This window comes from Xanthomonas sp. GW (assembly GCF_014236815.1).
Taxonomy (GTDB): domain Bacteria; phylum Pseudomonadota; class Gammaproteobacteria; order Xanthomonadales; family Xanthomonadaceae; genus Xanthomonas_A.
In genome coordinates, this window is the sequence record NZ_CP051189.1 from 703,876 (window position 1) to 723,030 (window position 19,155).

Below are 19,155 nucleotides of genomic sequence, written 5' to 3' on the forward strand. Positions count from 1 at the left end.
CAGCAAAATGCAGGACGGCTTTGTGGTATCCGTTTCTTGGACCGATTCGACCGGGGAAAGACGCAATGCCCAACACCTGGACTCAGCGCGCGGCCGTCGCGCTGCTGCTCGCCGCCGTCTGGCCGGCGGCGCACGCCGCCACCAAGCAGGCCCTGGCCAGTGCCGCCAGCCCTGGCGAGCGCGCCGTCGCCGCGGTGGACCCGTTCATCGGCACCGGCGGCGAAGGCCACACCTATCCCGGCGCCACGGTGCCGTTCGGCATGGTCCAGCTGAGCCCGGACACGCGCATCCAGCCGCGCAAGGACGCCTACGGCTGGGCCGCGGGTTACCGCTACGACGACCGCAGCCTGGTCGGCTTCTCGCACACGCACTTCTCCGGCACCGGCCATTCCGACCTGGGCGACGTGCTGCTGATGCCGATCAGCGGCGCGGTGCGGCTGGAGCGCGGCGATCCGGACACACCCGGCAGCGGCTACAGCTCGCGCTTCCGCCACGACGACGAACGCGCCGAGCCCGGCTACTACGCGGTGACCCTGGACGACTACAACGTGCGCGCCGAGCTCACCGCCAGCGCGCGCGCCGGCGTGCACCGCTACACCTTCCCCAAGGGCCAGCCGGCGCACGTGCTGCTGGACCTGCGCACCAGCATGTACGACTACCCGGGCAAGATCAGCTGGTCGCGGCTGCGCGTGCGCGCCGACGGCACCGTCACCGGCTTCCGCGAAACCCGCGGCTGGGCGCCCGGGCGGCAGCTGTACTTCGCGCTGCGCTTCTCGCAGCCGCTGCGCGGCCATGCCTTGCACAACACCGAGCAGGACATCCCGTACAAGGGCTTCCCGCCGCCGGGCGACAACGACCCCACGCAGCGCGCGCAGATCGAAGGCCGCCAGCTGGTGGCCAGCTTCGACTTCGGCCAGGCCACGCGCGAACCATTGTTGGTGAAGGTGTCGATCTCGCCGGTCAGCGAGGACAGCGCCATCGCCAACCTCGACGCCGAGGTGCCGGGTTGGGACTTCGACGGCGTGCGCCGCGCCGCACGCGCGCAGTGGGCGCAGGCGCTGGGTGCGGTCGAAGTGGACGCGCCGGCAACGCAGCGCACCCAGTTCTACACCGCGCTGTACCACAGCCTGCTCGGCCCCACGCTGTTCATGGACAGCGACGGTCGTTACCGCGGCCCTGACAACGCCGTGCACCAGGCGCAGGGCTACACCAACTACTCGACGTTCTCGCTGTGGGATACCTACCGCGCGCTGCACCCGCTGCTGACCCTGGTGCAGCCGCCGCAGCGCACCAACGACATCGTCAACTCGCTGCTCTCGCACCGCAAAAACAGTCCGTACGGGGTGCTGCCGGTGTGGTCGTTCCAGGGCCTGGAAACCTGGTGCATGATCGGCTACCACGCCGTGCCGGTGATCGCCGATGCCTACATGAAAGGCATCCGCGGCTACGACACCGACGCCGCGCTGGACGCGATGGTCGCCAGCGCCGACTACGGCCCGTACGACGGCATCGCGCAATACCGCGAGCTGGGCTACGTGCCGATCGACGAGGAAGGCGAGGCCGCGTCCAAGACCCTGGAATACGCGTTCGACGACTGGACCATCGCACGCATGGCGCAGGCGATGGGCCGCAGCGAGGTGGCCCGCGAATTCGGCAAGCGCGCCGGCAACTGGCAGCATGCCTTCGACGCCAACACCGGCTTCATGCGCGCGCGCAAGCGCGACGGCAGTTTCCGCGAACCGTTCGATCCCAGCGCCAGCGGCTATGGCAGCGACTACACCGAAGGCAACGCCTGGCAATACTCCTGGTACGTGCCGCAGGACGTGGCCGGCCTGGCCCGCGCGCACGGTGGCGAGGACAAGCTGCTGGCGCGGCTGGACCAGGTGTTCGAGGCCAAGGTCGATCCCAAGGTGTTCGAACACATGGAAGACATCACCGGCTTGATCGGTTGGTACGCGCACGGCAACGAACCCAGCCACCACGTCGCCTACCTGTACGCCTACGCCGGGCAGCCGTGGCGCACCCAGGCGCGGCTGCAGCAGATCATGCGCAGCCAGTACGCCGCGCGACCCGACGGCCTGGCCGGCAACGACGACCTGGGGCAGATGTCGGCGTGGTACGTGTTCACCGCGCTGGGTTTCTACCCGGTGGCGCCGGCCAGCAACCAGTACATCATCGGCCGCCCGTTCCTGCCGCACGCGACCCTGGCGCTGCCCAACGGCAAGCGTTTCAGCATCGTCGCCGACGGCCTGGACGACGCGCATCCCTACATCGGCCGCGTCACCCTCAACGGCCGCCCGCTGGACCGCGCCTTCCTGCGCCACGAGGAGATCATGGCCGGCGGCGAACTGCGCTTCACCCTGCAGGCCGAGCCGAACACCGCGTGGGCGGCGGGCGAGGGCGCGGAGCGGGCGTATTCGATGAGCGAAGGCGGGGCGCGTGGGAGGCAGGGCCAGTAGCGCCGCGCCAGTGGCTCGTGCCGAGGCTGCCTGCAGCGTGCGGTCGCAGCGGGCCTCAGCGCAGCGGTTGGAGCAGAAGACTCATGCAGTTCGCATCCGGCCAGGCCCGCGATAAAAACAGGCACTTGGGCTTTTTGCGCAGGTGCCTTTTACGCCTTCGGAAAAGCGCCGGAAAAATTCAGTGCTTGCGAGGCGGTTTTACGACTGGCACGTCGCGATCGTAATGCCCGTGGCGGTGGTCGTCACCGATGCGCGACTGAGGCCCGCTTCTCGCCACCACGCTCGTGGACGTCCGGCGTTGTCAGCGACGGCGCTGACACTGTCACGCACTGCGATGTGCATCGAAGTGCTGCCGGCATTGGCGAAAATCCTCGGCGTGTTCCACCACCCATGTCCACATGGGAATCATCAGGACAAGCAGGTCCTTGCCCAATGGGGTGATGCTGTACTCGACACGGGGAGGCACCTCGTTGAAATCGTGCCTGCCGATCAGGCCGTCCCTTTCCAGTTGCCGCAGGGTGCGCGTGAGCATGCGCTGGGTAATTCCCTTCATCCTGCGCGCCAGATCCGCATGCCGCAGTGTTCCGTAAACGCCTAGCGCGTGAATGATGCCAAGGGACCAGCGATTGCCCGCGTGCGCCAGAACCTCGCGGCGTAGACCGTCGTCGTCGGCGCTCATTCCGTCGCAGATCAGTTGGGAGTGCTGCAGGAGCTCGTCGGAACTCATGAACGGGGCGGTCGGTATCACGGGTGTGCCTTCTTATGTGTGGTCTGTGCGACAGGCAGAATCGCCGCCATCGTACACAGACATGGTGATTCAATGGCTTCTCGCGCCAGCAACACTGCCTTCCGGTCCATCCTGGTTTTGGGAGCGGGAGAACTTGGGATGCCGGTCATCCGCAACCTGGCACGGCTCTCGAAGGAGCATGCCCAGGCGCGCATCAGCGTCATGCTGCGGCCGGCCTCCATCGCATCGGACCTGCCCGAAAAGCGGCGCATGGTGGACGAGATCCGTTCGCTGGGCGTCGAGATCGTCGCCGGTGATCTTGTCGTGGCGAGCGAGGATGCGTTGGCCGCCACCTTCTCCGGATTCGACACCGTCATTGGATGTACCGGTTACGCGGCCGGTCGCGATACCCCGATGAAAGTCGCGCGCGCCGCAGTGAAGTCGGGTATTCCCAGGTACTTCCCGTGGCAGTTCGGGGTCGATTTCGATGCCATCGGCCGTGGAGGCCCGCAGGACCTCTTCGACGCGCAACTGGACGTGCGCGACTACCTGCGCGCGCAGAGCGCGATGGACTGGGTGGTCATTTCCACCGGGATGTTCACCAGCTATCTCTTCGAGCCGGCATTCGGGGTGGTCGATCTTCCCGGACGCAAGGTCAACGCGCTGGGCTCGGCGACCAACGCCGTCACCCTGACCACGCCGGAGGACATTGGCGCAATGACCGCGCGCATCGTCTTCCACGCGCCCGCGATGCGCAACGAGATCGTGTACCTCGCCGGCGACACGATCGGTTATGGCGAACTTCCGGGAATTCTCGAGAAGACGTTCGGCGCACCGTTCGAGCTCGCGGTATGGACGGTTCCTCAGCTCATGCAGGAACTGGCGGCAGATCCGGCGAACATGATCAAGAAGTACCGCGCGGCCTTTGCGCAGGGGAAGGGCGTCTCGTGGGAAATGGAGCGCACCTTCAACTTCAAAATCGGCGCTGCGCTGGAAAATGTCGAAGGCTGGTTGAAAGCCAACGTCCAGACGCCCTGACCGTGACCGGCATGGTTCTGTCCAGCCTTTCGGGATGAGCTGCGCCGGTGTAGTCGACCCGCATTGTCCGATTCCTGCTTGAACGACTTGCCGGGTTCACGCCCCCGCTGAACCAAGGTTTCCGCGGGCGGCTGAGGCCCTTTGCCGATCACGGCCGCTCTTAGCGTCATGTGCGCCCTGGCGCTGCTCGATGGAAGGCGCCAGGGGGTGGTGGTCGTCCAGGGCCTGGACGACACGCATTCCCTACATCGGCCGCGGCGCCCTCGACGGCCACGGTGCCGGCTCCCACCCCTTTGCGCGACGGCAGTAACGTCACCGTGTGCAGCCTGTGGCGAGCGCGTGAAAGCGCGATGACGTTAAGACGTTCGCAGCGCTGCGGGCGTGCCACGCGTTTCTTCGCAAACGTCCGGGCGGTGGCGTTTTTGCGCCCGTGCCGCACCATGCCGGTGCACGTGCCTCGCGTGCAGATGTATGCGCCTGCTTAATGCCATGAACACATTTCATTGGCATCCACTGTGGTCTTGTGGCGCTGTCGCATCGCATCGAGCGGCATTGGCGCCACGGCGCCGAATCCGATTGCGGATGCGGCACATCGTGCAGGCGCATTCCGTCTCCGTCTTGTGCGACGTCTGATTCGTACCGCCGATGGCGATCGCTGCGGTCTGGATCGTGCACTCCTCATTGACGCCGAACGGGATATCCGAATGCATGTCTGCCTGCTGTCCCCCTTGAGCAACCCCGATACGGCCGCGCTGGAGGCGGCCATGGCGGCCGCACAGGCCAACGGTTGCGACCATGTGATCTTGCCCAACCCGTTCGCGCAGGACCCGCAAGGGCGGCTGGCGGACCCGGCGGCCGACGATGCCGACGGCGCCGCACGGCTGCAGCAGTGGCTGGCGCTGGCGCAGAAACACGGCCTGAAGCTGTCGGTCGATCTGCGCATCGACGAGATCGGCGGCGGTAGCCGCCTGCTGCAGGAACATCCGCACTGGTTCCGCGCGCGCACCTCGGCGCTGCCGGATCCGCGCACGCAGCGCGGCGCACCGGAGATCGCCCAGGGCCGCTTCGCCTATGCCGAAGAGGGCGCGGGCCTGACGCAATGGTGGAGCGTGCGCCTGCGCGACTGGCTGCGCAGCGGCGTCGCCGGATTCCGCGTGCTGCAGCCGCAGCGCGTGCCGGCCACGTTGTGGCGCAGCCTGATCGCCGATGTGCAAGCGCAGGTGCCGACGGCGACCTTCCTGGCCTGGACCCCTGGCCTGGGCCTGGAGGCCTTGCGCGGGCTGCACGGCGCCGGCTTCGATGCGGCGTTCTCGTCGCTGGCCTGGTGGGACGGACGCGGCAGCTGGTTCTTCGACGAAGACGTGGCGCTGCGCAGCCTGGCGCGTCGTGTCATCGCCACCATCGATCCCGATGCGCCGAGCGAAGCGCAGCCGCCGTTGCGGCGCGCGCAACGCGCCCGGTTGGCATCCGCGTTCGGCGATGCCTGGGCGATCGCCGAACCCACCGCCTTGCCGGCACCGACGGACACCGACGCCTACGAAGCGCCTGCGCTCCCGGCTGAGGCCAGGGAGGACCTGCGCCTGCGTCCGCTGCTGCGCGACGGCGCGCTGACCGCGGTCGCGGTGGAACCGCTGGGCGCCGCGCCGTGGCTGGTGCTGCTCAACAGCGACCACGATCATCTGCTGCCGGTACCGGGATCGGCATTGCTGCGCCTGCTCGGCGACAGCGAATCCCTGCTCAGCGACCAGGGCGAGCCGATCCAGGGCGACCAGGGCGGCACCCTGGAAGCGGGCGAAGTGCGCGTCTATCGCAGCGTGCCGGCGCGTCCGGTGCTGGCCGCCGCGCGCGCGCGCACGCCGGCCGATGTCGCCGCCGCGGCGGCGCGGATCTGCATCGAGACGGTGACGCCCTCGGTGGACGATGGCCGCTTCCCGGTCAAGCGCACCGTCGGCGACCGCATCTGCGTGGAAGCCGATGCGTTCTGCGATGGCCACGACCGCATTGCGGTGGCATTGCTGTGGCGCGCCGCCGACGCACGCACCTGGTCCACCGCACCGATGCGCGCGCTGGGCAACGACCGCTGGCGCGGCGAATTTCCGCTGGAACGGCTGGGCCGCTACGAGTTCCGGATCGAGGCCTGGCGCGACGTGTTCGCCACCACCCACGCCGACCTGGAAAAGAAGCGCGCCGCCGGCACGCTGCTGCCGGTGGACGTGCAGGAAGCGCTGGCCCAGGTCGAGGCGGCGCGCGCGCGCAGCCGCGGCGCGCTGGCCGCGCGATTGAAGGCGATCGTCGCTCGCATCATGCGCAGCGAGGGCCTCTCGGCAACTGCGGAAATCCTGCTCGAACCCGGCACCGCCGAGGCCATGGCGCGCGCCGACGACAAGCCGTTCCGCACCGAATACCCGATGACCTTCCGCGTCGAGGCCGAGCGCCGCGGCGCGCACTTCTCCAGCTGGTACGAACTGTTCCCGCGTTCGCAGAGCGGCGACCTCGCGCGCCACGGCACCTTCGACGACGTGATCGCGCGCCTGCCGCATATCCGCACGATGGGCTTCGACGTGCTGTACATGCCGCCGATCCATCCGATCGGCGAGAAGAACCGCAAGGGCCGCAACAACGCCGTCACCGCGCAACCTGGCGAACCCGGCAGCCCGTACGCGATCGGCTCGGCCGAGGGCGGGCACACCGAAGTGCACGCCGAACTCGGCGGGCTGGAAGGCTTCCGCCGGCTGCGTGCCGCCGCGGCCGCGCAGGGCCTGGAACTGGCACTGGATTTCGCGATCCAGTGCGCGCCGGACCATCCGTGGCTGCGCGAACATCCGGACTGGTTCACCTGGCGCGCCGACGGCTCGATCCCGTACGCGGAGAATCCGCCGAAGAAATACCAGGACATCGTCAACGTCGATTTCTACGCCAGCGGTGCCGTGCCGGAGCTATGGAACGCGCTGCGCGACGCGGTGCTGTTCTGGGTCAACGAAGGCGTCCACCTGTTCCGCGTCGACAACCCGCACACCAAGCCGTTCCCGTTCTGGGAATGGTTGATTGCCGAAGTGCGCGGCCGCCATCCGCAGGTGGTGTTTCTGTCCGAGGCCTTCACCCGGCCCAAGCCGATGTATCGGCTGGCCAAGGTCGGCTTCTCGCAGTCCTACACCTACTTCACCTGGCGCCAGCACAAGGCCGAGCTGCAGGCCTACATCGAAGAACTCAATGCCGGCACGCCGCGCGAATGCTTCCGCCCGCATTTCTTCGTCAACACCCCGGACATCAACCCGGTGTTCCTGCAGCAGAGCGGCCGCGGCGGCCACCTGATCCGCGCCGCGCTGGCGACCACGCTGTCGGGCCTTTGGGGCATGTACCAGGGCTTCGAACTGTGCGAGGCCACGCCGCTGGCGCCGGGCAAGGAGGAATACCTCGATTCGGAGAAATACCAGCTGCGCGTGTGGCCTGAGCGCGCGCCCGGCGACATCGTCGACGAGATCACCCGCCTCAACCTGCTGCGCCGCCAGCACCCGGAACTGCAGTCGCATCTGGGCACGCGCTTCTATCTCGCGCACAACGACCAGGTGCTGTACTTCGGCAAGTTCCTCGACGAAGCGCACCTGGCGCGCAGCCGCAGCCTGGTGCTCGTGGCCATCAGCCTGGACCCGCATAGCGCGCAAGACGCACAGATCGAAGTGCCGCTGTGGGAACTGGGCCTGCCCGACCACGCCAGCGTCGCCGTGCAGGACCTGTGGGACGGCCACGCCTTCGCCTGGCACGGCAAGCAGCAAACCATTCGCCTCGATCCGTCGCGGCCGTTTTCCCTATGGCGTATCCGCGCCGGAGCCACTTCATGAATGCTGCAGTTCCCTTGTCCGCCGATAGCGAGCCAAGTCCGCTCGCGCACGATGCACTCTGGTACAAGGACGCGATCATCTACCAGGTGCACGTGAAGTCGTTCTTCGACTCCAACGACGACGGCATCGGCGATTTCCCCGGCCTGATCTCCAAGCTCGACTACATCGCTGATCTGGGCGTGGACACCATCTGGCTGCTGCCGTTCTATCCCAGCCCGCGCCGCGACGACGGCTACGACATCGCCGAATACATGGCCGTGCACCCTGACTACGGCAGCATCGCCGACTTCGAACGGCTGGTGGCGCAGGCGCATGCGCGCGGCATCCGCATCGTCACCGAACTGGTGATCAACCACACCTCCGATCAGCATTCCTGGTTCCAGCGCGCACGCAACGCGCCGGCCGGCTCGCCGGAGCGCGACTTCTACGTGTGGTCCGACAGCGACCAGGACTACGCCGGCACCCGCATCATCTTCTGCGACACCGAGAACTCCAACTGGACCTGGGATCCGGTCGCCGGCCAATACTTCTGGCACCGCTTCTATTCGCACCAGCCCGACCTGAACTTCGACAACCCGGCGGTGCTGGAAGCGGTGCTGGAAGTGATGCGTTTCTGGCTCGACCTGGGCGTGGACGGCCTGCGCCTGGACGCGGTGCCGTACCTGATCGAGCGCGACGGCACCTCCAACGAGAACCTGCCCGAAACCCACGCCATCCTGCGCCGCATCCGCGCCACGCTGGACGCCGAATATCCCGACCGCATGCTGCTGGCCGAGGCCAACATGTGGCCGGAAGACACCCAGCAGTACTTCGGCGAGAACGCCGACGAATGCCACATGGCGTTCCACTTCCCGCTGATGCCGCGTATGTACATGGCCATCGCGCGCGAAGACCGTTTCCCGATCACCGACATCATGCGCCAGACTCCGGAAATCCCGGAGAGCTGCCAGTGGGCGATCTTCCTGCGCAATCACGACGAGCTGACCCTGGAAATGGTCACCGACTCCGAGCGCGACTACCTGTGGCAGACCTACGCCGCCGACCGCCGCGCGCGCATCAACTTAGGGATTCGCCGGCGCCTGGCGCCGCTGCTGGAGCGCGACCGCCGCCGCATCGAACTGATGACCTCGCTGCTGCTGACCATGCCCGGCACGCCGGTGCTGTACTACGGCGACGAGATCGGCATGGGCGACAACATCCACCTCGGCGACCGCGACGGCGTGCGCACGCCGATGCAGTGGTCGATCGACCGCAACGGCGGCTTCTCGCGCGCCGACCCGGCCGCGCTGGTGCTGCCGCCGATCATGGATCCGCTGTACGGCTTCCAGGCGGTCAACGTCGAGGCGCAGCAGCGCGACCAGCATTCGCTGCTGACCTGGACCCGGCGCATCCTGTCGGTGCGCAAACGCTACCGCGCCTTCGGCCGCGGCACGCTGCGCTTCCTGTATCCAGGCAACCGCCGCCTGCTCGCCTACCTGCGCTGTCACGAGGACGAGACCGTGCTGTGCGTGGCCAACCTGTCGCACACGCTGCAGGCGGTGGAACTGGACCTGTCCGAATTCGAAGGCCGTGTGCCGGTGGACATCATCGGCGGCGGCAGCTTCCCGCCGATCGGGCGCCTGACCTACCTGCTCACCGTGCCGGCGTTCGGCTTCTACGCGTTCCAACTGGTCGGCAACGCTACCCTGCCGGACTGGCACGTGCCCGCGCCGATGCCGCTGCCCGACTACCAGACCCTGGTGCTGCGTGGCGCGGTCGATGCCGATGCGCTGCTGCCGCACCTGGGCACGCTGGAGCGCGACATCCTGCCGACCTGGCTGTCCACGCGGCGCTGGTTCGCGGCCAAGGACCGCGCCTTGCGCAGCGTGCGCATCGCCCGCCGCACGCCGCTGCCCGGCACCGACGCCTTGACCATGCTGGAGATCGAAGCGGAACTGGAGCACGGTGAATACGAGCGCTACATGCTGCCATTGGGCATCGTCTGGGACCGCGAACAACCCAGCGTGCTGGCCGAACAGCTGGCGCTGGCGCGGGTGCGGCACGGTCGCGAAGTCGGCTACCTCACCGATGGCTTCGCACTGAAATCGCTGACCCGCACCACGCTTGCCGCATTGCGCGAAGGTGCGGTGCTGTCGGTCGATGGCGAAACCCATGCCGGTGCCGATGCCGCGCCCGAACAGATCCGCTTCTGCCCCACGCCAGCGCTGGCCGCGATCGAGATCGCCGACGACGCCGAGATCCGCTGGCTGTCGGCCGAGCAGAGCAACAGCTCGCTGATCGTCGGCGACAAGGCCGTGTTCAAACTGCTGCGCCGCGTCTCCGCCGGCGCCAATCCCGAGATCGAACTCGGCGAGCGGCTGACCGCGATCGGTTACGCCAACGCCGCGCCACTGTTCGGCCACGTCACCCGCGTCGATGCGCAGGGCGTGGAAACCACGCTCGCGCTGCTGCAGGGCTTCGTGCGCAACCAGGGCGACGCCTGGCGCTGGACCCTGGATCACCTGGCGCGCGGCGCCGAGGAATACGCGGCCGCGCAGGACGATGCGGCGCGCGAGGAGTGCGTGGCCGGCTACGATGCCTTCGCTGCGGTCGTCGGCCGGCGCCTAGCCGAGTTGCACGACGTGCTCGCCCAACCTACTGATGCTCCCGCGTTCGCGCCGCAGCCGGTGGACGCCGCGGCCGCACAGCGCGTGGTCGCGGGCGTGGAGCATGAAGTGCAGGCGATGTGGGACACCTTGTCCGCGCATCGCGACAGCAGCGAGGATGGCGCCGAGCGCGCCGTGGTGGATGCGCTGCTGGCCGAACGCCCGCGCCTGGACGGCTGGTTGCAACAGGCGCCGGCCTTGCTCAATGGGGCGCTGCTGACCCGCGTGCACGGCGATTTCCACCTCGGCCAGATCCTGGTCGCGTTCGACGACGTGGTGCTGATCGACTTCGAAGGCGAGCCGGCCAAGTCGCTGGACGAACGCCGCGCCAAGGCCAGCCCGCTGCACGACGTGGCCGGCTTCCTGCGCTCGCTCGACTACGCCAGCGAAGTCTCCGCACGCGGCGAAGAGGGCACCGCCGCACGCGCCGGCGTCGGCCTGGACACCGCGCTGGATGCCTTCCTGTCCGCGTTCCGCAGCCGCGCCAGCGCCACCTTCCTGTCGGCCTACCGCCAGGTGCTCGACGCCAGCCCGCACCCGTGGGTGGCGCCGGCCGCATTCGAAACCACCACCCTGTTGTTCCTGATCGAAAAGGCCAGCTATGAAATTCGCTACGAGGCCGCTAACCGTCCGGCCTGGATCATGGTGCCGATACAGGGATTGCTGCGCATACTCGAACGCTTTCCCGCGCCACAGGAGGCGATTCGATGAGTGATGTCGGCCACACCTGGGACGAGGCAACGCTGCGCGCGTTCGCCAACGCCCGCCACGGCGATCCGTTCGCCGTGCTCGGTGCGCACCGCATCGGCGACGCGCGCGTGCTGCGCAGCCACCTGCCCGGGGCCGAAGCGGTCACCGCGGTGCTCGACGACGGCCGCGAAGTGCCGCTGCAGGAAGGCCCCAGCCCCGGCTTCTTCGCCGCCACGCTGCCCGACGACGGCCGCTACAGGCTGCGCATCCGCTGGCCCGGCGGCGAGCAGGAAACCGAGGACGCCTACGCCTTCGGCCCACAGCTCAGCGATTTCGACCTGCATCTGATCGCCGAAGGCCACCACCTGCAGCTGGCCGACGCACTCGGCGCCAACGTGGTCGAAGTCGACGGCGTGCGCGGCACCCGCTTCGCGGTGTGGGCGCCCAACGCCACCCGCGTGGCGGTGATCGGCGACTTCAACACCTGGGACGCGCGCCGCCACCCGATGCGCCTGCGCCACCAGGCCGGCGTGTGGGAACTGTTCGTGCCCGGCGTCGAAGTGGGCGCGCACTACAAGTACGCCCTGCGCGGCCCGCGCGGCGAAGACCTGCCGGCCAAGGCCGACCCGGTCGCGCGCAGCGCCGAACTGGCGCCCGGCACCGCCTCGATCGTGCCCGATCCCACCCCGTACCAGTGGCGCGACGAGGCCTGGATGGCGGCGCGCGGGCGCCGCCACAGCCCCAGCGCACCGCTGAGCGTGTACGAAATCCACGCCGGCTCGTGGATGCATGCCGACGATGGCAGCATGCTCGACTGGGACGCCCTGGCCGACCGCCTGATTCCCTATGTCGCCGACATGGGCTTCACCCATATCGAACTGATGCCGGTCACCGAACACCCGTTCGGCGGCTCCTGGGGCTACCAGCCGCTTGGCCTGTTCGCGCCCACCGCGCGCTTCGGCTCGCCCGACGGCTTCGCCCGCTTCGTCGACCGCTGCCACCGCGAAGACATCGGCGTCATCGTCGACTGGGTGCCGGCGCATTTCCCCACCGACGCGCACGGCCTGGCCCATTTCGACGGCACCTCGCTGTACGAACACGCCGACCCGCGCGAAGGCTTCCACCGCGACTGGAACACGCTGATCTACAACCACGGCCGGCGCGAAGTCTCCGGCTTCCTGATCGCCAGCGCCCTGGAATTCCTGCAGCGCTACCACGTCGACGGCCTGCGCGTGGACGCCGTGGCCTCCATGCTCTACCGCGACTACAGCCGCAACGCCGGCGAGTGGGTGCCCAACATCCACGGCGGCCGCGAGAATTACGAGACCATCGCCTTCCTGCGCCGGCTCAACCAGGTCGTGGCCGAACACGCGCCGGGCGCCATCACCATCGCCGAAGAATCCACCGCCTGGCCCGGCGTCACCGCGGATTTGGCGCACGGCGGATTGGGCTTCAATTACAAATGGAACATGGGCTGGATGCACGACAGCCTGCACTACATCGAACTGGACCCGATCTACCGCCGCTACCACCACGGCGAATTGACCTTCAGCATGGTCTACGCGTATTCCGAGCGCTTCATGCTGCCCATCTCCCACGACGAAGTGGTGCACGGCAAGCGCTCCCTGCTCGGGCGCATGCCCGGCGACGACTGGCAGCGCTTCGCCAACCTGCGCGCCTACCTGGGCTACATGTACACCCACCCCGGGCGCAAGTTGCTGTTCATGGGCTGCGAAATCGCCCAGCCCACCGAGTGGAACCACGACGCCGCACTGCCCTGGCACCTGCTCGACGACCCGCGCCACCGCGGCATCCAGCGCCTGGTCCGCGACCTCAACCGCCTCTATGCCGAACACCCCGCGCTGCACGCCCGCGACGACGACCCCGACGGTTTCGCCTGGGTCATCGGCGACGACGCCGGCAACAGCCTGTTCGCCTACCTGCGCACCGCCCAGGGCAGCGACGCCCCGCTGCTGGTGGTGGCCAACCTCACCCCGCTGGTGCACCACGGCTACCGCATCGGCGTGCCCCGCGGCGGCCGCTGGCGCGAACTGCTGAATTCCGATGCGCAGATCTACGGCGGCAGCAACACCGGCAACGGCGGCAGTGTGCGCACCGAGACCATCGGCGCCCATGGACATCCGACCTCGCTGTCGCTGACCATCCCGCCGCTGGGGGTATTGGTGTTGGGGTTGGAGGATTGAGGGGAGGGCGCTTGCGCTTTCCCGGCTGGCGTATCGCCAACGACCGCATCGGGTGTCGATGCGGTCGTTGCCACCACTACAACTGAGCCCTGACGGGCGAGCGTCAGGCGCGGCACTGGCCGGGAACGCGCCGCTGCGGCGCTGATCCGTCGAGCATCGAACAACCCCGGGAAGACACGGCGCCGCTGCGGACGTTAAACTCACGCCCGCCTCGGCGCCTTCCTCTGCATGCATGCCAGAGGCGCCAAGCCGGCGGCCGACGCATCGGCCCGCCCGCTCCGGACGCGTCCGGGCCTATAGCTCAACGGTTAGAGCAGAGGACTCATAATCCTTTGGTTCCAGGTTCGAATCCTGGTGGGCCCACCATCAGCATGCAAACGCAGTTGGATGTTTGTTTGCTCTTGAAAATAAGCTGACGCTAAAAGTGAACCTGATCCCTGTTCTTGGCTCTTGTTTGTTCTGGTCAGTCTAGGATCATGCAGTCACGCCATCGCTAGCGTTGCTTCGGGCCTGGAAGGCGGCTAAAGTCCTCGGCGCTTGCTCGCCGCCGTGCGCAAGCGACCGACGCCGGAAGGATGCCGCGTTGATGCATCCGACCGCCCGCAGGATGAACGGGAGACGACAGGATGTGTCGATTCGCATGGATGTGGGGAATGCTCTGCTGCATGGCGATCGCGCCAGCCAGGGCCGAGGTGCCGGCGGAGTGCGCGGCGCTGTACCAAGACGCCGGCGCGATTCCGGGAACGCAGAATTGCAGGACCGATGCGAGCAACGCGGACTTCGGCCTGGGCACTTACTATTGCAATAACCCGGACCTCATCGCTGAGTATTGTGGCGGCGCGGCGCTGCCGCCGTGGGATCCCGGCAAGAACAATCAATGCGACGTGACCACCGGGCCTACCCAGGTGGGCAATCCGATCAACGCGCCGCTGGGCATCAAGCTGCAGACCGAGACCGATGTGCGCGATGGTTCGGGTCACCTGTCGCTGCAGCGCCACTACAGCAGCGTGGCTATCGACGCCAATCCCGGCAGTGTATTGGGGCCACGCTGGCGGCATAGCTTCCAGATCGCGCTGTTATCCGCTGACGAGGGCGGAACGCCGGTGCGTCGGCTCAACCTCCCAAGCGGCGACAGCTATCGCTTCGTCGGCCAAGGCGGGGATGTGTGGCAGCCCGACGCGGACGTACGCGAACGCCTGTTGCCGATGATGCAGGGCGGCGCGCAGATGGGATGGGAAGCCATCGGCAGCGACGACACCCGCTACAGATTCGATATGGACGGCAAGCTCATCCGCATCGCCTATGTCGATGGTGACGTTCTGGCCCTGCGCTACGCCACGAGCGGGTTGCTGCAGGACGTCACCGATGCACGCGGCCGCCGTCTGCAGTTCGCCTATTCCAATGGGCGGCTGGCCTCGGTGAAACAGCCTGATGGACGGCTGGTGAAATACGCTTATGTGCAGCAGAACCTGAGCAAGGCGCAATACCAGACGACGGACGCCACGACGCCGGCATTCACTGCTGTGAGCTATGTCTATGGCGACAGCAACGATCCGCTGTTGTTGACCGGTATCGTGGACGAGTCCGGCCAGGCCTACGCGAACTGGGAATACGACAGCCAGGGCCGCGCGATGGCCAGTCGGCACGGCGGTGCGGATAGCGCGATCGACCATGTGTCGATCAGCTTCGGGTCGCAGCAATCGCAGGTGACCGATGCATTGGGCAATGTTGTCACCTATTCCTACGGGTTCGCCCTGGGCCGGGCTAAGCAGACGGCGGTGGACCAGTTGTGCAGCCAGTGCGGCGCTTCGCAGGTCAGCCAGCGCAGCTACGACGCCAATGGCTACCCGGATCTGCTCACCGATTTCAAGGGCGTCACGACCGATGAGGACTACGACAGCCGCGGCCTGCTGCTCCAGCGGATCAGTGCAGCCAACGACACGGATGGGCAAAAGCGTACCGTGCAGACCGATTGGCACCCAGACTTACGCATGCCGACCGAGCGCCGCACCTACGACGCATCGGATACGCTGATTTCTCGCTGGAACTGGACGTACAACACCCGCGGTCAGGCGCTAACGGCGTCGCGTATCGATCCGGCCACCGGCACCACCCGCTCATCCACCACGACCTACTGCGAGCAGGCCGACATCAACGCGGGCCACTGCCCTTTGCTGGGCCTCGTGACCTCTGTCGATGGTCCGCGCGGCGATGTCAGCGACAAGCTGACGTACACCTACTACTCCACTGACGACAGCAGCTGTGCCACGTCGCCGACGACCTGCCCGCACCGCAAAGGCGACCTGTGGAAAGTCAGCAATGCCCTCGGACAGATCACCGAATACCTGGCCTACGACGGCGCTGGGCGCGTGTTGTCGATGAAGGACGCCAATGGCGTGGTCACCGATAACACTTACCACCCGCGTGGCTGGCTGACCGCCAGCAAGGTACGTGGTGCCGATAGCACTACTGAGAACGACGATCGCATCACGTTGATCGACTACTGGCCGACCGGGTTAGCCAAGCAGGTAACGCAGCCGGATGGGGCATTCACCCGCTTCACCTACGACGCGGCGCACCGTCTGACCGATATCGCCGACAACGCCGGCAACACGCTGCACTACACGTTGGACAACGCCGGCAACCGGGTCAAGGAAGACACCAAGGATGCGGGCGGCGCGCTCAAGCGCACCTTGTCGCGCATCTACAATCAGCTCGGGCAATTGGCTACGCAGGCCACCGCCCAGGGCGATCCGACCGACTTCGGTTACGACGCCAACGGCAACACCACCGCCGTCACCGACGCGCTTGGGCACACGACCCAGAATGACTACGACCCGCTCAATCGCCTCGCCCGCACGCTACAGGACGTGGATGGGATCGCCGCGGAGACGAAGTTCGGCTACGACGCGCTCGACAACCTGACCAAGGTCACCGACCCGAAGGGCCTAGACACGACCTACGCCTACAACGGCCTGGGTGACCTGGCCACGCTCACCAGCCCGGATACCGGCGTTACGACTTACACCTACGACAGCGCCGGCAATCGCGCCACGCAGACCGATGCGCGCAACATCAAGACCACCTACAGCTACGACGCGTTGAACCGGCTGACCAAGGTGGCCTATCCGACTACCAGCCTCAACGTCAGCTACACCTACGACGTCAGCCAGACCACGTGCGCCAGCGGCGAGACCTACGCGGTCGGCCGCCTGGCGCGGATGCAGGATGGCAGCGGCAGCACCGACTACTGCTACGACCGTTTCGGCGACCTGGTACGCAAGGTGCAGACCACCAACGGCAAGGTGTTCGTGCTGCGCTACGCCTATACCAAGGCCGGGCAGCTGAGCCGACTGACCTATCCCGACGGCGCGGCGGTGGACTACGTCCGCAACGCCCAGGGCCAGACCACGGAAGTGGGCGTGACCCCGGCCGGCGGCACGCGGCAGGTCCTGCTGGGCAACGCGACCTATTACCCGTTCGGCCCGGTGGCGAACTGGTCCTACGGCAACGGTCGCCCGATGCAGCGCGTGCTGGACCAGGACTACCGCCCGCTGGCGGTCAGCGACACCCGCAGCGACGGCCTGAGCACCGGCTTCGCCTTCGACCCGGCCGGCAACCTCAGTGCCCTGACCGCGGCGGGCAACACCGCGCCGGTGGTCAGCCTGGACTACGACGCCCTGGGCCGCTTGACCGCGTTCAAGGACGGCCCGACCGGCACGGTGATCGACGGCTACAGCTACGACGCCACCGGCAATCGGCTCAGCGCCAAGGTCAACACCGTCACGCAGAGCTACACCTACCCGACCACCAACCACCGCCTGAGCGCGGTGGCCGGCACAGCCCGCACCTACGATGCGATCGGCAACACGCTCTCCATCGGCGGCACCGCACAGGAGTTCGCCTACGACGCCACGGGCCGTATGAGCCAGGCTAAACGCACGGGCACGGTGGTGATGAAGTACGGCTACAACGGCCGCGGCGAGCAGGTGCGTCGGGTGGACAAGACCAACACCTACACGCTGTACGACGAGAGCGGACACTGGTTGGGCAACTACGACGCCAACGGCGCGTCGCTGCAGCAGGCGATCTGGCTGGACGACCTGCCGGTCGGCGTGCTGGCCAAGAACAGCCTGCGCTACGTACAGCCGGACCACCTCGGCACGCCGCGCGCGGTGATCGACCCGACCCGCGACGTCGCGATCTGGACCTGGGACCTGAAGGGCGAAGCTTTCGGTAATACTCCGCCGAATCAGGACCCGGACGGCGACGGCACGGCCTTCGTGTTCGACATGCGCTTCCCGGGGCAGCGTTACGATGCGGCGACTGGGTTCAATCAGAACTACTTCCGGGACTACGATCCCGCCACTGGGCGGTATGGGCAGAGTGATCCGATTGGCCTGGCTGGTGGCGCATCGACCTACTCTTATGGAAGATCCAATGCATTGGTTAACTTCGATGCATTGGGGTTGATTAATGACAACCAATTTCCGAGTCAGCAGCAAATTCAGGCTGAAACTCGCTACCAGCGACAAAGACAACTGGCTATGTCTCAGTTGGTGGAGACATATCAAGAAATGTTGAATAAGAATGTGAGAGGAACGGATCAATTCTTCCATTGTTTGGCAGCGTGTCGGGCGTCGAAGGCCTCAGGGAACCCCGGATTGGTCCTCGAGCAGATGCAGAATAAAGAAATTCGGGATTTCGCGTTAAATTTGGCTGGTAAGTATGGAGATGGAAGGCTACCCATGGGCGAGATGCTCAAAGACAATGCAGCGGACATGGCAGTCAATAAGATAGGGGCTGCATGCCCGTCAAACGTAGATTGTCGGTCTAGATGCTCTAACCTGCTGGATAACCTGCCGTTGAGTCGTAGGCCGTTCATGGCCGAATATAGACCGGATTGGAGTCAGCCATGAAAGTACTGAAGAGCATCTGCATCGTCATTGCGGGGCTGATATTTATTTCGGGTTGTTCAGATGATGCCCCGAAGTTTTATTCTTCTTACAGAGATGCTGTTGATGACAATGCCATCGCGAAAGGTTGGATTCCGAATTTCATGCCCAAAGATGCGACAAGCATCTATGAACGTCATAATATAGAATCAAACCAGATCGCTGTAATTTTTAGATCTCCGAGTGCTGATTTTCTAATTGAATTTAATAAAATCAAAGGGCGCTACGATGAATATTCAGGCAAGGAGTTTGCGGCGCGACGGGCGCCAACGAAATACTCCATGAGTGGAGCTCGTTATTACTACAGGTGTAGCGATGAAGGGATTGGGTTGCTGGCAGTAAATTCGGAAGGGGATTTTTATTATATTGAGCCAGTGGTTGGTGAGGGCTTGGCAGTTCTATGCAATCGCTCTTTAAGGGGGTAGTTATTTTCCATGAGCATCATCCGGGTTAAGTTTTTCTCAGGACTACGCATGGAGATTTCGCTTACCTCGGCACCCCATCGGGTAGGCTTATAAGATATAGCTCTGTAGGTCAGCCCATCTAGCAACTTACCTGCGCCTGATGCTAATTCAAGTAGAGGGTGTGGGTGCGACGG

General features: G+C 66.1%; 8 protein-coding genes and 1 tRNA gene. 8 read left to right on the top strand and 1 reads right to left on the bottom strand.

Going from position 1 to position 19,155, the window contains the following annotated elements; genetic code table 11:
* The first annotated feature begins 65 nt into the window (after positions 1 to 65).
* Positions 66 to 2,459 (top strand): GH92 family glycosyl hydrolase, encoded by a 2,394-nt coding sequence (locus HEP73_RS03075; RefSeq protein WP_185822076.1) that lies wholly within the window; start codon positions 66 to 68, stop codon positions 2,457 to 2,459.
* Positions 2,460 to 2,781: 322 nt separating this feature from the next.
* Here HEP73_RS03075 and HEP73_RS03080 read toward each other — a convergent pair whose 3' ends face one another.
* Positions 2,782 to 3,186: a winged helix-turn-helix transcriptional regulator gene (locus HEP73_RS03080; RefSeq protein ID WP_185822077.1), complete on the bottom strand. Its 405-nt coding sequence runs from the start codon at positions 3,184 to 3,186 to the stop codon at positions 2,782 to 2,784.
* A gap of 159 nt (positions 3,187 to 3,345) precedes the next feature.
* Here HEP73_RS03080 and HEP73_RS03085 point away from each other — a divergent pair, with 159 nt between their 5' ends.
* The 7 genes from HEP73_RS03085 to HEP73_RS03115 all read left to right on the top strand — a co-directional run bounded on the left by HEP73_RS03085 (position 3,346) and on the right by HEP73_RS03115 (position 18,982).
* Positions 3,346 to 4,224 (top strand): aromatic alcohol reductase, encoded by an 879-nt coding sequence (locus HEP73_RS03085; RefSeq protein WP_255423652.1) that lies wholly within the window; start codon positions 3,346 to 3,348, stop codon positions 4,222 to 4,224.
* A gap of 704 nt (positions 4,225 to 4,928) precedes the next feature.
* On the top strand, positions 4,929 to 8,063 hold the full coding sequence (locus HEP73_RS03090) for a maltotransferase domain-containing protein (protein ID WP_185822079.1): 3,135 nt from the start codon (positions 4,929 to 4,931) through the stop codon (positions 8,061 to 8,063).
* Entirely contained in the window at positions 8,060 to 11,419 is a 3,360-nt protein-coding gene (gene treS, locus HEP73_RS03095; protein WP_185822080.1) for a maltose alpha-D-glucosyltransferase, read from the top strand. The genes HEP73_RS03090 and treS overlap by 4 nt, the downstream gene beginning before the upstream one ends.
* Positions 11,416 to 13,602: a 1,4-alpha-glucan branching protein GlgB gene (glgB, locus tag HEP73_RS03100; protein ID WP_185822081.1), complete on the top strand. Its 2,187-nt coding sequence runs from the start codon at positions 11,416 to 11,418 to the stop codon at positions 13,600 to 13,602. Before treS ends, glgB begins: the two co-directional genes overlap by 4 nt.
* Before the next feature lie 290 nt (positions 13,603 to 13,892).
* Positions 13,893 to 13,968, top strand: a tRNA-Ile gene (locus HEP73_RS03105).
* A gap of 299 nt (positions 13,969 to 14,267) precedes the next feature.
* Complete coding sequence (locus HEP73_RS22405) at positions 14,268 to 18,521, top strand: RHS repeat-associated core domain-containing protein (RefSeq protein ID WP_221899371.1); 4,254 nt, start codon at positions 14,268 to 14,270, stop codon at positions 18,519 to 18,521.
* Positions 18,518 to 18,982 carry a hypothetical protein gene (locus HEP73_RS03115; protein ID WP_185822082.1) on the top strand — a complete coding sequence of 155 codons (465 nt, stop codon included), beginning with the start codon at positions 18,518 to 18,520 and terminating at the stop codon, positions 18,980 to 18,982. Before HEP73_RS22405 ends, HEP73_RS03115 begins: the two co-directional genes overlap by 4 nt.
* Positions 18,983 to 19,155 lie beyond the last annotated feature (173 nt).

What these genes read in the sequence shown, in the direction of transcription:
- HEP73_RS03090 (WP_185822079.1), top strand. Translation starts at nt 4,929, where the DNA reads ATGCATGTCTGCCTGCTGTCCCCCTTGAGCAACCCCGATACGGCCGCG.
- HEP73_RS03085 (WP_255423652.1), top strand. Translation starts at nt 3,346, where the DNA reads ATGCCGGTCATCCGCAACCTGGCACGGCTCTCGAAGGAGCATGCCCAG.
- HEP73_RS03080 (WP_185822077.1), bottom strand. Translation starts at nt 3,186, where the DNA reads ATGAGTTCCGACGAGCTCCTGCAGCACTCCCAACTGATCTGCGACGGA.
- HEP73_RS03075 (WP_185822076.1), top strand. Translation starts at nt 66, where the DNA reads ATGCCCAACACCTGGACTCAGCGCGCGGCCGTCGCGCTGCTGCTCGCC.
- glgB (WP_185822081.1), top strand. Translation starts at nt 11,416, where the DNA reads ATGAGTGATGTCGGCCACACCTGGGACGAGGCAACGCTGCGCGCGTTC.
- HEP73_RS22405 (WP_221899371.1), top strand. Translation starts at nt 14,268, where the DNA reads ATGGCGATCGCGCCAGCCAGGGCCGAGGTGCCGGCGGAGTGCGCGGCG.
- treS (WP_185822080.1), top strand. Translation starts at nt 8,060, where the DNA reads ATGAATGCTGCAGTTCCCTTGTCCGCCGATAGCGAGCCAAGTCCGCTC.
- HEP73_RS03115 (WP_185822082.1), top strand. Translation starts at nt 18,518, where the DNA reads ATGAAAGTACTGAAGAGCATCTGCATCGTCATTGCGGGGCTGATATTT.